This is a genomic window from Herbaspirillum sp. Her4 (genome assembly GCF_057961335.1).
This window is the reverse complement of the sequence record NZ_CM176330.1, coordinates 2,416,105-2,430,617: the sequence shown is the minus strand read 5'-3', so window position 1 is coordinate 2,430,617 and position 14,513 is coordinate 2,416,105. Positions and strand designations below refer to the sequence as shown.

Here is a 14,513-nt window from a genome sequence, read left to right as displayed (position 1 = left end):
GGCTGGCGGAACGTCACTGCCCTTCTACCCCTGCCCTCACCAGACTATCCGCACTGATCTCCGCGATCCTGCGCGCCCCCGTCAAGGTCATGGCCACCTGCATTTCCTTGGCAAAGAGACCCAGCACATTCTCCACCCCGGCCTGCCCCTCTGCGGCCAGCGCATAAATGAAGGCACGCCCCAGCATCACCGTATCGGCACCCAATGCCAGCAGCCGTACCACGTCCAGCCCTGAACGCACGCCCGAATCCACCAGCAGGGCGAGATCCCCCTTCACCGCACTGGCGATCTCCGGCAAGGCGCGCGCAGTCGAGAGCACGCCGTCCAGCTGGCGGCCACCATGGTTGGAGACCACGATGCCATCGGCACCGAATCGGACCGCCTCGCGTGCATCCTCGGGATCAAGGATGCCCTTCAACAGCATGCTGCCCTGCCAGGAATCGCGTATCCACTGCAGGTCATGCCAGCCGATGCCCGGATCGAAATTGGCCCCCAGCCAGCCTACGTAATCTTCCAGTCCGGTCTTCTTGTTGAGATAGGCCGAGACGTTGCCGAGATCATGCGGACGTCCCAGCAAACCCACATCCCACGCCCAGCGCGGATGCGTGACGGCCTGCAGATAGCGGCGCAGCGCCGCATTGGGCCCGGACATGCCCGAATGGCGGTCGCGATAGCGTGCGCCCGGCACCGGCATGTCCACCGTGAACACCAGCGTGCGCACACCCGCCGCCCAGGCGCGGTCCAGCACGTTCTTCATGAAGCCGCGATCCTTGAGCACATACAGCTGGAACCAGATCGGCCGCGTCACCGCCTGCTGCACCTCTTCGATCGGGCACACCGACACCGTCGACAAGGTGAAGGGGATGCCCGCCTTCTCCGCCGCCCGCGCCGCCTGCACTTCCCCGCGCCGGGCATACATCCCGGTCAGGCCGACCGGCGACAGCGCCAGCGGCATGGCCAGCGACTGGCCCAGCAGCGTGGTGGAGAGATCGACTTCGCCCACTTCCTTGAGTACCCGCTGACGCAAGGCCAGCTGGCGCAGGTCCAGCGAATTGCGCGCCAGCGTGTGTTCATCGTAGGCACCGCCGTCGATGTAGTCGAACAGGAAACGCGGCAAGCGACGCCGGGCGGCTTCGCGGTAATCGTGGGTGGAAGAGATGATCATGATGGTCCTGGTAACGTGAAAGAAATCAAACGGCAGCGGCACGCCGCGCACGGGCGGGGGCTTCTTCGATGTCCAGCAGGCGCTGCTGCACGAAGTCGAGATGCGCATTGGCATGCTGGCGCGCCTCTTCGGCGCGGCCGGCGAGGATGGCATCGAGGATCTGGCGATGTTGCTGATCCAGCTGGGCCACGATGTCCGGCAGGCGATACAGCTGGCGCAGGGTGTCGGCAATGCTGATCTCCAGCAGCCGCAACAGGCCCGACATCACCTGCCGCAACACCACATTGCGCGAGGCCTGGGCGATGGCGAGATGGAAGGCCGCATCGGTGCGCGCCTGCGCGGCCAGATCGTCGAGCGGCGCAGTGGAGACTGCTAGATAGGCCTGCTGCAGGCGGCGCTTGTCGTCGTCGCTGGCGCGCAGGGCGGCGAAATAGGCCGCATCGCCTTCCAGCGAAAAGCGGATCTCGGCCACGTCCTTCCAGTACCCGGCATCGCTGCGCGCCAGTGGCGCCAGCGGCTGCAAGGCCTCGGCAATCGGGTCGGTCAGCGCCGCCTGCTCGTCGTCCGCCATGAAGGTGCCGCCACCGTGACGCGCCACCAGCACACCCCGGCTGGCCAGCACGCCAATGGCCTCGCGCAGGGACGAACGCGAAACCCCGAACTCGGCCGCCAGCGTGCGTTCAGACGGCAGCTTCTGGCCCGGTGCCAGCGCTTGCCGGGCAATCAGGCTGGCCAGGCGATCAACCAGGGGAGAGGCAGTCATCGGCAACTCACTTTCTTGGTGGTCGGACCACTTTGCAGGATCCTTGGGGAGGAATTGCAGTCGATTGTAGTATTCGCTTCTCGGACGCCACAATGCCTTTGCATAGTGGTCCGACCACTTCCGTATTCGCCATGCGACTCCTGCTCCGTTCATCTGCCCGTCCACTCGCTGCCCATGCCCGCCGCATTGCCCGGCGGCTGGAACTGCGTTCCTTCCCGCTGTTGCAAGAGCAGTTCAATGCCGGGGAAGGCGTGCGCGCCGGCGTGGCCATTGCCTTGCCGCTGGCGGCTGCGATGCTGAGCGGCCAGCGCTGGCTGGCATGGGCCGTGTTCGCGGCCTTCTGGACCTGCCTGTGCGACGCGCCGGGGCCGCACGCACAACGCCGCAGGCTGCTGGGCGGCTTTGCCGTGGCAGGCACGGCGGTGGCCTTCTTCGGTGCCTGGAGCGCCTCCTGGGGCCCGCACGCGGCCCTGCTGAGCGCGCCGTTGATGGTGCTGGGGGTGGTGACGCTGACCGCTGCCATCGAGTCCGGCACCCTGCTGGGGACGCTGCTGGCGGTGGTCGCCGTGGTGGCGGCTGGTTTTCCGCACGGGGCGGCGATGGCCGCGCTGCAGGCAGCCTCCTTCTGCGCCGGTGCCGCCTGGGCCTGGCTGCTGATCAATCTGGCGTGGCGTCTCGACGACCAGGCTGCCCTGCGCCAGGCGGCCCGTGCAGCGCTGCTGCGCATGATGGACATGAACCTGGCCCTGCTGGCCGCGCCGCCCGGACAGCACCGCGACCAGCACTGGCACCGTGAGCACGGCGAACACCGCCGCGCCACACGGCTGGCGCTGGAACGCCTGCGGACCATGCTGCAGCGGCATGCGGGCACACCCATGGCCGAGGCGGATGCATGGGAACGCCGGCTGGAAGCCTGCGAAATGCTCTTCCACACCCTGATCGCACTGGAGCATGCGGCCATCCAGCAACTGGCCAGTCCGGGCGAGCGCCGCCGGGCTGCGCGTGTGGCCAGCGCCGTGCTGCTGCACGCCCTCGCCGTTCTGGAGACATCCCCCGCGAAGGCCAACCGGCCGCGCAGCGCCCGACCGCACGCTGCAGCAGCCGATCCCCTGATCGCCGGCTGCCTGCGCGCCCTGGCGCAAGCCGACCGCCTGCTGCAGGCACGGCAAGCCGCGCACGCCCGCGCCTGTTCGTCGCAGACCTCGCCAGCCCCGGCGGTCCCGCCCCACAAGCGCCTGCGCGCCGGCCTGCTGCGGGGCGTGCAACAGGGGGGACGCCAGGCTGCCGGCGTGGCCGCCGTGTTCTATGCGGCCGAGGCCTTTCATCTGGGCTATCCGTATTGGGCGACGATGGCGGTGGTCGTGGTGTTGCAGGGCGCGGCGCGCCAGACCTGGACACGCTGCCTGGAACGCATCCTGGGCAGCCTGCTGGGCGGGCTGCTGGCCTTGACGCTGCTGCAGCTGGTCCCGGCCCACGGGCTGCTGCTGCCGCTGGTGGCGGTCCTGCTGGCAGGGCTGGCAATTGCCCTGCGGCTGGTGAACTACACGGTGTTCGTGGTGTTTCTGACCATGCTCTTCATCTGCGTGACCGACATGCTGCAGCCCGGCACCGGGATCGCCTCGGCCCGCGCACTGGACAACCTGATCGGCAGCGCTGCCGCCCTGCTGGCCGCGCTGGCGCTGTGGCCCGATCTCGGCGCTACGCCGCGCCAGCGCATCGCGGCCGGACTGGAAGCCAATCGCGCCTATCTGGACGCCGTCCTGTCGCAGCAGCCAGCTCCTGTGCTGCGACAGCTGCAACGCCAGGCCGGACTGGCCAGCATCGAGGCCGAAACCGCGCTGCACGAGCTCGGCGGTCTGCGCCGCCAGCGCGACGCCCTGAGCGCCGATGAAGTCGCTTCCCTGCGCAGCCTGCGTGAACTGGCCGGGCAAGCCTCGGTTCAGTGGCACCGGCAAAACAGCCGCGCCGACGCTCCCTGAAAAACGGCGCTTCCCTTCATCTTTTTCCGAAGGGAAAGAGCGCAACAGCAATACCGGCGCGGATATCTGCCCAAACCTTCACTTCCCTCATCAAACCGGGGCAATGTTGTCATCCTGTCATTTTCGTGTGATAGATTGCGCTTCATGATTGGCACTACCGGAACAACGGCGACGACTGCGGCATGCAGCGCGAAGCGCCGGGCCGGTAACGCGCGCGGGGGCGCGCGCGGGGGCGCGCAGGCAGACGCCAGACAACAACAACGACCGGCAGCAACGACCGGTCCTTATCGATGGGGGTACAGGCATGCCGCACAAACGCGCAGCCTTCGGGGAAAGTCATCTGATGCCGCAATCCACACTGCTGGCGCGCGCACGCCATTGGCTGGGCAGCCTGCCGGCGGCTTGCGTGGTGGCGCTGGTGTCGGTGAGCTATGCGGTCAGCTATGCCGTCATGATCTTTGGCGGCAGTGGCGATGCCCTGCTGCAGGCCGGGCTGCCGCTGATGTTCGTCACCAGCGTGCTGTGCCTGCTGGTGATCTGCTTCACCAGTTCGCTGCCCTTCATGCTGGGCGGGGCGGACTCCAATTCGGTCGGCCTGCTCTCGCTGATGGTCGGCGGCATCAGCGCCACCATGCAGCGCGCCCAGCTCTCTCCAGCCGAGATCCTGGCCACCGTCACCATCGCCATCACCCTCAGCAGCCTCCTGGTCGGATTGGCGCTCATGGCGCTGGGCGCACTGCGGCGCGGCAACCTGGTGCTGTTCGTGCCGTTCCCGGTGGTCGGCGGCTTCCTGGCCGGGACTGGCTATCTGCTCTGGAGCGGTGCCTTCACGGTGCTGACCGGACATCCCCTGGGACTGGATGTCCTGCGCACCGGCATCGACCTGAACTGGCAGGAACTGCTGCCGGTGGCCATCGTGGTGATCGGCATGCTGGGCCTGCCGGGACGCAAGTTCGATCATCCGCTGGCGCTGCCGGTCTCGCTGGCACTGGCCAGTGCGGCCTTCTATGGCGCGCTGGCGGCCAGCGGACTGTCGCTGGCGCAGGCCCGTGCGCTGGGCTGGATGTTCGCGCCGCTGAGCCTGGGCCATGTGCAGCTGCCGGTGCAGGTCTCCTGGTCGCTGGTGCACTGGGACATCCTGTGGCGCCACTATGGAGAATTGCTGGCCCTGATCGCCGTGACCACGCTCGCGATCCTGCTCAATGCCACCGGCGTGAGCCTGGCCACGCGGCGCGAAGTGGATTTCAACCGCGAACTGCGCAGTGCCGGCCTGGCCAACATGCTCAGCGGATGCTTCGGGGGCGTGGTCGGCTGCCATTCGCTCTCGCGCACCTTGCTCAATTACCGCTTCGGCTCGCGCGATCGCGTCGCCACCCTGCTGGCGGCGGTGCTGTGTCTGGTGTGCGCGCTGTTCTTCATTCCGCTGCTGGGCTATTTCCCCAAGCCGGTGCTGGCAGGGCTGTTGATCGGCCTGGGTGGCGGACTGCTCAATGAATGGCTGGTCCGCAGCCGCCGTCTGGCGCGCGGGGATTATTTCCTGATCGTGCTGATCGTGGCGGTGGTGGCCTGCTATGGCTTCGTCACCGGCGTGGCGCTGGGCGTGGTGGTGGCCTGCGTGCTGTTCGTGCTGGACTATGGCCGGGTGTCCTGCGTGAAGATGGAATTCACCGGCGCCACCCTGCACTCCAAGCTGGAGCGCGGTGCCGCCGCCCATGCGGAACTCAAGCAGCTGGGCCAGCGCGTCTTCGGCATGCGCCTGCAGGGTTTCCTGTTCTTTGGCAGCGCCAACCAGATCGTGCATCGGGTGCGCGAACAATTGCAGTCGCCGCGCCAGTTCATCATCATCGACTTCCGCCACGTGCAGGGACTGGATGCTTCCACCTCGCAAAGCTTCGTCAAGCTGGCGCAGGTGTGCGAGCAATACAAGGTGACCCTGATCCTGACCGGCATTGCCGATCCCATCCGCCGTCCGATTGCGCGTGCCGCATTCAGCGGCACGGCACCGCGCGAGTTTGCCGATCTCGACCTGGCGCTGGAATGGGTGGAAGACCGCCTGCTGAAACAGGCCATGCGGAATGAATCGCGCGATGCCCTGCACAGCAGCCTGGCCGAGCATTTTGATGCGCGCGAAATGGCGTCGCTCATGGCGCGCATGGAGAAGGTGGAACTGGCCGCTGGCACGCTGCTGTTCCGCAAGGGCGATGCGGGTGATTCGATGTATTTCATTGACGAGGGAATGGTCAGCATCTCGCTGCCGCTGGAGGGCGGCGGCCGCATGCGCCTGCGTTCCTTCGGCAGTGCCACCATCGTCGGCGAGATGGCGCTCTATCGCGGCCAGCGGCGCACCGCCGATGTCGTCACCGACCGCCCCACACTGGCCTGGCAGCTGACGCTGGCCAGCCTGCGCCAGCTGGAGCAAGAGGACCCGGCAACGGCCTTGCGCCTGCATGCGTATGTGGTCAAGGTCATTGCCAGCCGGCTGGAATCGACCAATGAGGCGTATCGGCTGGCTTATTGAGCCGCACGCGGTACCGGCAGGCCGAGCTTGTCGAGGAACTCGCCGACGATGGGCTCCCAGATCTCGGGGCCACGGGCAAAGAGCGTATGCCCGTTCTGGGCGAAGGGCGGCAGCAGCCGATACTCTGCATTGCCGCCGGCCTTGACGAAGGCCTCGTGCCACGCCTTGCTGTGGGTCGGGGCGAAGTAGAGGTCGTTCTCGGTATAGATCCACAGCATGGGCATCTTCGTGGCCTGGCCAAAGCGGGCATACATCTCTTCCAGCCGCTGGGGTGCGCAGGGATTGCCGGGACGTTTTTCCGGATCGCCGCCGGAGCCGCCGGCAAAATTGATCGCGCCCACTACCCCCTCGGGATTGCGCGCGGAAGCGGCCACCGTGAGGTAGCCCCCCACCGACTGTCCCACCAACAGCACACGCTTGGCATCGACATACGGCTGCTGCCTGGCGTAATCCAGCACGGCCAGGATTTCGGTGCTGCCGGCCTCGGCCATGGGCGCGTAATCCTTGCTGGAGCAACTGCCGCTGTCCTCGGGATCGAACTGCGTCATGTAGGCGCCGTAGCCGATGCGGGTCGGCTCGAAGACGGCAAAGCCGCGCGAGACAAAGTAGCGCACCTGCCTGGTGAAGCGAAAACGCGGCGGATCCTGACGATTGGTGGGACTGCGTCCGTGACTGAGGATGACCACCGGAAAAGGCCCCGGTCCGGCCGGCTTGAACTGGGTGATGACGACCTTGCCGCTCTCTTGCCGGCCATACAGGTCCTTGACGCTGACATCGATGCTGGTGACCGATTCGTTGATGTCCAGTGCCAGCTGCTGGGCGCGTCCAGAGAAGGGAACCAGGAGCAGGCCGCACAGGCCCAGTGTCGACAGCAGCCTGCCGAAGGCGAAGAAAGAGAATTGGCGCATGGAATTTTTATGATGAGGGCCGAGCAGGCCGGAGCGCATAAGCTACCGCCAGTGCCGAGCGCCAGGCAAGCACTTTTGCAAGTCGACGGCTGGCGCCTCCAGTCACGGCGATCCTATATACTGCTGCCTTCCCCGTAGCCACCACGGGCCGCGCGTGGCGCGGTCCTGCATTGACCATGTCCGAGCAAGCCCCCGAACCGATCTTCCCCGATGATGCCGTTGCCGGTGCCGACACCATCCCCGCACCGCGCACATGGATCGTGCTGCAGAACGTGCAGGAGGTGGAGACCTGGATCGACACCTACAACCGCGAGCTGCAGGCCGTGGTGTTCCGTCACAAGATGAACACCGTCAACGCCGGCCAGGGCATCTGCTTCACGCTGGAACTGGGCGGCGAGATCCATCTGCACACCACGCCCGAAGGCCAGATCCTGCTGGACGTGAGCGAGGAAGCCTCATGGGCGGCCCCGGTCATCAGCGCTGCCGCCAACGTGCCGGCCCCCGCAGGCAGCGTCTGGGTGCTGCCGCCGGATACGCTGACGCAACTGATCCTGGGATTGTCGGGGCTGATCGCCACGTCGCAGTTCGTGTTGCGGCATGAGTATCGGCTGGGCAAGGGCGTACGTCCGACTTACTGAATCAAAATGAAAATACGCATACTCGTCCTGTTACTTGGATTGCCGTCGTTTCCTGCGCTGGCAGCGCCCCTCTCCCAGAGCCTCTGCAAGCCGGGAGAGAAAATCATTTACAGCTGCCAGACCGCGCGCAAGAAAACGGCGTCACTATGCGCCTCGGCGGACTATCCCGACAAGCGCAGTCGCTTGCAATACCGCTTCGGGACTGCAAGCAAGATCGAGATGCAATTTCCCGATACGCCCCAGCCTGCGGAAGGACGATTCTTTCGCAGCTACACCATGTATTCGGGTGGTTACGAATCGCATGTCCGTTTCAGTACCGACAGCTACGATTATTTTTACTATGACCGGATGATTCGCACCGGTTTCAAGGGGCAGAACCTCCCCAAGGATTCCTCCGGACTGGTGGTGCGTGAACGCAGCAGCGGCAAGGAACAGCATCGCGCTTGTTATCCGGATGCCGTCGAGACAGCGGGCAAAGATGGCCTGCCGGAGACGGAACTGGAAACCCTGAATCTTCCCGACTGAAAGCAAGACCGATGAAAGAACGCACCCTGATCGCCGCTGGCGCGCTGAACATGTTCGTGGCCGTGGGCTGTGGCGCCTTCGGCGCGCACGGTTTGAAGAAAATGATTTCCGAAGAGATGCTGGCGATCTGGCATACCGCCGTGACCTACCAGGTCATGCACGCGCTGGGCATGATCGCCGTGGCGCTGCTGATGCCGCGCATGGCCGGTGCCGCGCTGCACTGGGCCGGCCGGCTGATGCTGGCGGGCATCGTCATCTTCAGCGGCAGCCTCTACTTGCTGGCCCTGACCGGCACCCGCATCCTCGGTGCCATCACGCCGTTTGGCGGTGTGGCCTTTCTCGCAGCGTGGCTGCTGGTGGCGTGGGCGGCGCTGAAGAGCCGATAAGCAGCATTAAGCAAAATTCAATGCTCTGGAAAAGAGCATTGAACGCAGATGAATGGTACCAGGAAGGCGCATTCAGGCCGCAGCGCCACTCAGCGCTTCCTTGACCAGTTCATCGATTTCACCGGTGATGTTGGAAAGCACACCAGCCACCACCGAGAATTCCCTGCCAGCCTGTCCTGATCGCGCTGCCACGATGCGGGCATTGAAGGCCACCATCTTGGCTTCGCGTGCAATGGTTTCGATGTCGGTCATGATGCCGCGCAACTGCTCGCGCATGAGGCGCGCATGCTTCTTCGACTGCGCTTCGTAGACCGCCGTGATCTCGTTCAACACGGCCAGCAGCGGCGTGGTTTCCTGCACCAGCTGTTCCAGCAGGGCCGGACCGGTCTTGAGCTTGTCCTCGATGGCATTGAGCGCACGTTGCGCCAGTTCGGCAAAACTGGTGATGCGCGCATCGCCCCGGCTGCGTCCGAAATACACCTCTTCCAGCTCCGGGCAGAATACGCCGGGCAAGTCCCCGGAGCGCTTGAGCAAGGCCGCATGGGCGCTGCGGAACAGTCCCAATGCCTCGCGCGCAGTGGCACAAGCCCCCTGCTGGCCCTGTGCTGCGAGCACCGCGTACAACACCAAGCGCTGCGACGTGAAGCGGCGGCGGCCAGAGAGATTGATCAGGGCACCAAACACTTCGCCCGAAAGCGGAACGATTGCGGACTCCTCAGCGCCCTCAACAGGGGCCTCCTCGATGACAGCCAGGCTGCTCATGGACATCTCCTTCAATTGCATTGGACAGGTGGCCGGCAGAAGGGTCTGACGCGGGCTTACGCCGCTTCCCGCGCCGGATGCGCCTGCTTGCGATACAGGAACTCCAGCACCGCCGTGCGATAGGCACCATACTGCGCATCCTGCGCCAGCGAGACACGGTCACGCGGACGCGGCAGCTTCACTTCCACGATCTCGCCAATGGTGGCAGCGGGACCATTGGTCATCATCACGATGCGGTCCGACAGCAGCACCGCCTCATCCACATCGTGGGTCACCATCACCACCGTCGATTCAGTCTTGGCCACGATCTTCAACAACTCATCCTGCAGGTGCGCACGGGTCAGTGCATCGAGTGCGCCGAAGGGTTCATCCATCAGCAGGACCTTGGGCTCCATCGCCAGCGCGCGGGCAATGCCGACGCGCTGCTTCATGCCGCCGGAGATCTCATTGGGCCGCTTGCTCTCGGCCGCCGTCAGGCCGACCAAGGCCAGCGCGGCGCGCGTGCGGTCACGCAGCTGGGTGCGATTTTCGCTGGCACCGAACACCCGCTCCACACCGAGATAGATGTTTTCATAGCAGGTCAGCCACGGCAGCAGCGAGTGGTTCTGGAACACCACTGCACGCTCCGGGGCCGGACCACCGATCTCGCGATTGGCACACAGCAGTACGCCATCACTGGGCTTGAGCAGGCCCGCAATCAGGTTCAGCAAGGTCGACTTGCCGCAGCCGGAGTGGCCGATCAAGGTGACGAACTCGCCCTTGGCCACCGTCAGGTTGATCTCGCGCAGTGCATGGAAGACGCCCTTCCTGGTGTGGAACACCATCTCCACACCGTGGATGTCGATGAACTTGCCGTTGATGTTGTCCATGATCCTGCCCTCCTCAGTTGTTGACCTGCTCGTAGGTGAACGCCTTGGCCAGCGCCACCAGCAATTGTTCCAGCACCAGCCCGACCACCCCGATGACGACGATGGCGATGATGATGTGCGGCACGTTCAGGTTGTTCCATTCATCCCAGACCCAGAAGCCGATGCCGACGCCGCCGGTCAGCATCTCGGCGGCCACGATCACCAGCCACGCAGTACCGATGGAAAGGCGCACGCCGGTCAGCATGTAGGGCAATACCGAAGGGAAGAGGATCTTGGTCAGCACCTTCCATTCGGAGAGATTGAGCACGCGCGCCACGTTCATGTAATCCTGCGGCACGCGCTGCACACCGACGGCCGTGTTGATGATCATCGGCCAGATCGAGCAGATGAAGATCGACCAGATCGCCGCCGGATTGGCCGACTTGAACACCAAGAGGCCAATGGGCAGCCAGGCCAGCGGCGAGACCGGACGCAGCAGGCTGATGATGGGGCCGAACATGCGCGAGAGGAATTCCACGCGGCCAATCGCAAAGCCCAGCGGAATGCCCACCAGCGCCGCCAGTCCGAAGCCCATGCCGACCCGCTGCAGCGAAGCCAGCACGTTCCAGCCTATGCCCTGGTCGTTGGGACTGTTGCGGTAGAAGGGATCGGAAAACATCACGCCCGCTTCCTTCAGGGTCACCCATGGCGTGGGGAAGCTGGCGGTCTTCAAGGCGATGATCTGCCAGACCAGCACCAGCAGCGCCACCCCCAGCAGGGGCGGCACCACGCGCATGAAGAGGCCGCCCGCAATGATCTTCTTGCGCAGGCTGCGCGCTTTCACGCTGCCGGCAGCGCTGGCGGCGGGTGCCACCTGCGCTTCGTTGGCGGCGGCTGCACGCACCGGCTCGCTGGCAGCAGACACGCCGGCGTGGCCGTTGCCAGCGGGCTTGGCGTTCTCACCCATGATGCTCTCTGCGACTGCACTCATCATCTTCCCCTTGCTCTAAGCACTTCACCTTGATGGACACGGCGCAGGCCGCACCCGCTTACACCTTGATCTTGAACGCCTGCGCGTAGGCCGCCGGATTCTTGCCGTCCCACACCGTGCCGTCCATCAATTTGGAACTGCGCATGACCTCCTTGGGCAGCGGTGTCTTGGTCATGGCGGCAGCGTCCTTGTAGAGATCGATCTGGTTGACCGACTTGGCCACGGCGAGGTAATCCGGATCACTCTTCAACAGGCCCCAGCGGCGGTGCTGGGTCATGAACCACATGCCATCGGAGAGGAAGGGGAAGTTGACCTGGCCTTCGTCGTAAAACTTCATGTAGTTGGGATCGTCCCAGGTCTTGCCCAGGCCGTTCTGGTAGCGCCCGAGGATGCGCTGGTCGATCACGTCCTTGCTGGTGTTCACATAGGATTTGTCGGCGATCACCTCGGCCATCTTGTTCTTGTTGGCCAGCGAGGCATCGATCCACTTGCTGGCCTCCAGGATGGCGGCCATCATGGCGCGACAGGTGTTGGGGTACTTCTGCACGAACTCCAGCGAAGTGCCCAGCACCTTCTCGGGATGGTCCTTCCAGATGTCCTGGGTGGTGATGGCGGTGATGCCCACGCCATCGACGATGGCGCGATGGCCCCAGGGCTCGCCCACGCAGAAGCCATCCATGTTGCCCACCCGCATGTTGGCCACCATCTGCGGCGGCGGGACCGTAATCACCTTGGCATCCTTCATCGGATTGATGCCGTTGGCGGCCAGCCAGTAATACAGCCACATCGCGTGGGTGCCGGTCGGGAAGGTCTGTGCGAAGGTGTATTCGCGCTTGTCGGTCTGCATCAGCTTGTAGAGCGATGCGCCATCGACCGCCCCCTTGTCGGCCAGCTTTTTGGACAAGGTGATGGCCTGGCCGTTATGGTTCAGGCCCATCAGCACCGCCATGTCCTTCTTCTGGCCGCCGATGCCCAGTTGCACGCCATAGATCAGGCCATATAGCACGTGGGCCGCGTCCAGTTCGCCGTTGGTGAGCTTGTCGCGCACGCCGGCCCAGGAGGCTTCCTTGCTGGGGACGATCTTGATGCCGTACTTCTTGTCGAAACCCAGCACCGAGGCCATCACCACCGAGGCGCAATCGGTCAGGGGGATGAAGCCGATCTTGACTTCTTCCTTTTCCGGCTTGTCCGAGCCGGCCGCCCAAGCACCGCCCGGGAGCATGCCCAGCATGCCACTGCCGGCGGCCAGTGCACCGCCCTGCAGGAGCGTGCGGCGCTTGCCGTCCACCCTGTCCGCTGCCTTGAGCGCGCTGTCCTGTGCATCCTGCATGCCGCTGCCGAGCGCGCCTGTCTTGCCTGCCTGACCTTTGGATTCCATAGCACCATTCCCCTTGCGTTGCGATTTGAAGAAAGCCCAAACAAAAAAGGCGTGTTCCGACATGGATGACCCATACCGGAAGACGCCTTTGTCCTGGACGGCGCGACCGCCATTGGCCACACCTTCACGTTGCTTGCGCATTGCTGCGCTTGTGCATCAGCTTCAGCAAAGAGCGTGCCAGAACCGCGACGCACCTCGGAAAGCCGCATGGGAACTGCGTTGCAAGGGAACACGATGATATCCGCAGCGGCAGGAGGAGGACCTCGCGGCGCGATCAAATCGGGCGGGATCCGCACTTCGGTTGTGCCTTGCACCAAGTTGGCAGCGATTTGTCAGGGTCGCAACGATGGCCTGCGCTGGCCAAGCCGGGGGCGCGGCCACCTACTCACGCTTGCCGGATTTTCCTACAGCACATTGCGATGGGCGCTGATCGTGCGGCGGACCGGCTGACCCTAAGATGACCCCAGCTTTACGAATCACCCGGCGCTTGCACCCTGGCGGGCAAGAACGAACTCAATAACAAAGGAGAAATCCATGACCCTCGGCACCATCCTGCTCATCGTCCTGATCCTGATCCTGCTCGGCGTCATCCCCGCTTGGCCGCACAGCCGCAGCTGGGGCTATGGTCCCAGCGGTATCGCTGGCACCATCGTCATCATCCTGCTGATCCTGCTGCTGCTCGGCAAGATATAAGGCGGGGCGGCAGCCGGCCTGTGCGGTCCGGCTGCCCTGGCCCCAGCCTTCGGACGCTCCCTTCCCTCCCGCAAGCCTGATACCATCCGGTGGCGGACGGGAAAACGGCGCGGACGGTGCCTGTCACCGTCCGCGCCGTTTGCTTGTGGACGCCGCCCCGCCCCGCCGGGGCAAGCTCACGCGCATGGCTTTCCCTGCTCCCGTACCGTGATGAGGCTGACATCAGATGAACAATAAATTCCTCGCTTCTCCCCTGCCCGCTCTCCTGGCGGCCCTGAGCCTGCTTTGCGCGGCCGCCGCGCACGCTGCTGAAGAAGATGTCAGCAAGGCCGATCCCCAGCGCTGGTACCAGGATGACAACAGCGCCAAAGGCCGGCTGCAAAACCTGAACAAGGAAACGGCGGCCGCCTATGCCGAGGCGCTGCAGGGCTGCCGCAGCCTACGCGGGAAGGATGCTGCAGCCTGCCGCAAGCAAGCCGCCGACGCCAGGTCGCAGGATGCTGCGCGGGCACAGCGCATCTTCAAGGACTACCAGGGCGGCGAACCCGTTGCGGTATCCGTCAAGGGTGACCCCAAACAGATGCACAATCACCACAAGCACGGCAGCCACCCGGCTCCGAAATAAACTGGCTCCCTCCACTGCCTGAATGCAACAACGCCGCAACAGGTCACCCTGTCGCGGCGTTGTGGTGGGCCGCTCCTCAGCGCGAGGAGCGGCGGCCGGGATCAGCCGACCAGCGAATTACTTGCCGACCTGATTGCCGATGACGCCACCGACGGCGGCACCACCCACGGTCCCGATGGCGCTGCCACCGGTGAGGACTGCACCACCGACGGCACCGGCACCTGCGCCGATGGCGGTGTTCTTGTCTTGCTGGGTCATGCCGCTGCAGCCGGTCAGGGCGGCAAAGGCACAGATGGCTACCGAGGTCACTGCCAGTTTTTGCATGGTCTTCATG

15 protein-coding genes are annotated in these 14,513 nt (G+C 64.8%); 7 read left to right on the top strand and 8 right to left on the bottom strand.

The annotated features are described in order from the left end of the window. Positions 1–13 precede the first annotated feature (13 nt). Positions 14–1,165 (bottom strand): FMN-dependent L-lactate dehydrogenase LldD, encoded by a 1,152-nt coding sequence (gene lldD / locus ACWFUC_RS11055; protein WP_489624895.1) that lies wholly within the window; start codon positions 1,163–1,165, stop codon positions 14–16. A 25-nt stretch (positions 1,166–1,190) separates the two neighbouring features. Beyond that, complete coding sequence (locus tag ACWFUC_RS11050) at positions 1,191–1,928, bottom strand: FCD domain-containing protein (RefSeq protein ID WP_034333759.1); 738 nt, start codon at positions 1,926–1,928, stop codon at positions 1,191–1,193. A 131-nt stretch (positions 1,929–2,059) separates the two neighbouring features. Here ACWFUC_RS11050 and ACWFUC_RS11045 point away from each other — a divergent pair, with 131 nt between their 5' ends. Both ACWFUC_RS11045 and ACWFUC_RS11040 read left to right on the top strand, forming a co-directional pair. Then, a complete protein-coding gene (locus tag ACWFUC_RS11045; protein WP_489637596.1) occupies positions 2,060–3,907 on the top strand; it encodes an FUSC family protein in 1,848 nt (615 codons plus the stop codon). 343 nt (positions 3,908–4,250) lie between these two features. After that, complete coding sequence (locus ACWFUC_RS11040; protein WP_489624893.1) at positions 4,251–6,425, top strand: SLC26A/SulP transporter family protein; 2,175 nt, start codon at positions 4,251–4,253, stop codon at positions 6,423–6,425. Here ACWFUC_RS11040 and ACWFUC_RS11035 read toward each other — a convergent pair. Further along, positions 6,419–7,333 (bottom strand): alpha/beta hydrolase family protein, encoded by a 915-nt coding sequence (locus ACWFUC_RS11035; protein WP_489624892.1) that lies wholly within the window; start codon positions 7,331–7,333, stop codon positions 6,419–6,421. The two genes, ACWFUC_RS11040 and ACWFUC_RS11035, sit on opposite strands and share 7 nt — an antisense overlap. Before the next feature lie 176 nt (positions 7,334–7,509). Here ACWFUC_RS11035 and ACWFUC_RS11030 point away from each other — a divergent pair, with 176 nt between their 5' ends. The 3 genes from ACWFUC_RS11030 to ACWFUC_RS11020 are packed head-to-tail and all read left to right on the top strand — an operon-like array spanning position 7,510 to position 8,882. Continuing rightward, positions 7,510–7,971: a hypothetical protein gene (locus tag ACWFUC_RS11030; protein ID WP_489624891.1), complete on the top strand. Its 462-nt coding sequence runs from the start codon at positions 7,510–7,512 to the stop codon at positions 7,969–7,971. A 6-nt stretch (positions 7,972–7,977) separates the two neighbouring features. Further along, a complete protein-coding gene (locus tag ACWFUC_RS11025; protein WP_329801112.1) occupies positions 7,978–8,496 on the top strand; it encodes a hypothetical protein in 519 nt (172 codons plus the stop codon). Positions 8,497–8,507: 11 nt separating this feature from the next. Further along, a complete protein-coding gene (locus ACWFUC_RS11020; protein WP_121037833.1) occupies positions 8,508–8,882 on the top strand; it encodes a DUF423 domain-containing protein in 375 nt (124 codons plus the stop codon). A 72-nt stretch (positions 8,883–8,954) separates the two neighbouring features. Here ACWFUC_RS11020 and ACWFUC_RS11015 read toward each other — a convergent pair whose 3' ends face one another. The 4 genes from ACWFUC_RS11015 to ACWFUC_RS11000 are packed head-to-tail and all read right to left on the bottom strand — an operon-like array spanning position 8,955 to position 12,813. Next, positions 8,955–9,644: a type IV pili methyl-accepting chemotaxis transducer N-terminal domain-containing protein gene (locus ACWFUC_RS11015; RefSeq protein ID WP_489624890.1), complete on the bottom strand. Its 690-nt coding sequence runs from the start codon at positions 9,642–9,644 to the stop codon at positions 8,955–8,957. Positions 9,645–9,700: 56 nt separating this feature from the next. Beyond that, the gene (locus ACWFUC_RS11010; protein ID WP_121037827.1) at positions 9,701–10,513 is read right to left on the bottom strand and encodes an ABC transporter ATP-binding protein; all 813 of its coding nucleotides are present in this window, start codon (positions 10,511–10,513) and stop codon (positions 9,701–9,703) included. A gap of 13 nt (positions 10,514–10,526) precedes the next feature. Next, entirely contained in the window at positions 10,527–11,483 is a 957-nt protein-coding gene (ntrB, locus tag ACWFUC_RS11005) for a nitrate ABC transporter permease (protein WP_343725064.1), read from the bottom strand. A 58-nt stretch (positions 11,484–11,541) separates the two neighbouring features. Next, entirely contained in the window at positions 11,542–12,813 is a 1,272-nt protein-coding gene (locus ACWFUC_RS11000) for a CmpA/NrtA family ABC transporter substrate-binding protein (RefSeq protein WP_420840910.1), read from the bottom strand. A gap of 582 nt (positions 12,814–13,395) precedes the next feature. On the opposite strand from ACWFUC_RS11000, the gene ACWFUC_RS10995 reads away from it, so the two are divergent. Together ACWFUC_RS10995 and ACWFUC_RS10990 are read left to right on the top strand one after the other, a co-directional pair. After that, on the top strand, positions 13,396–13,554 hold the full coding sequence (locus tag ACWFUC_RS10995) for a DUF3309 family protein (protein ID WP_039788823.1): 159 nt from the start codon (positions 13,396–13,398) through the stop codon (positions 13,552–13,554). Positions 13,555–13,780: 226 nt separating this feature from the next. Further along, a complete protein-coding gene (locus tag ACWFUC_RS10990) occupies positions 13,781–14,179 on the top strand; it encodes a hypothetical protein (RefSeq protein ID WP_489624889.1) in 399 nt (132 codons plus the stop codon). Between the two features lie 117 nt (positions 14,180–14,296). Here the strand turns inward: ACWFUC_RS10990 and ACWFUC_RS10985 are convergent, their stop codons facing one another. Further along, the gene (locus tag ACWFUC_RS10985; RefSeq protein ID WP_008326509.1) at positions 14,297–14,512 is read right to left on the bottom strand and encodes a YMGG-like glycine zipper-containing protein; all 216 of its coding nucleotides are present in this window, start codon (positions 14,510–14,512) and stop codon (positions 14,297–14,299) included. Between the last annotated feature and the right edge of the window lies 1 nt (position 14,513).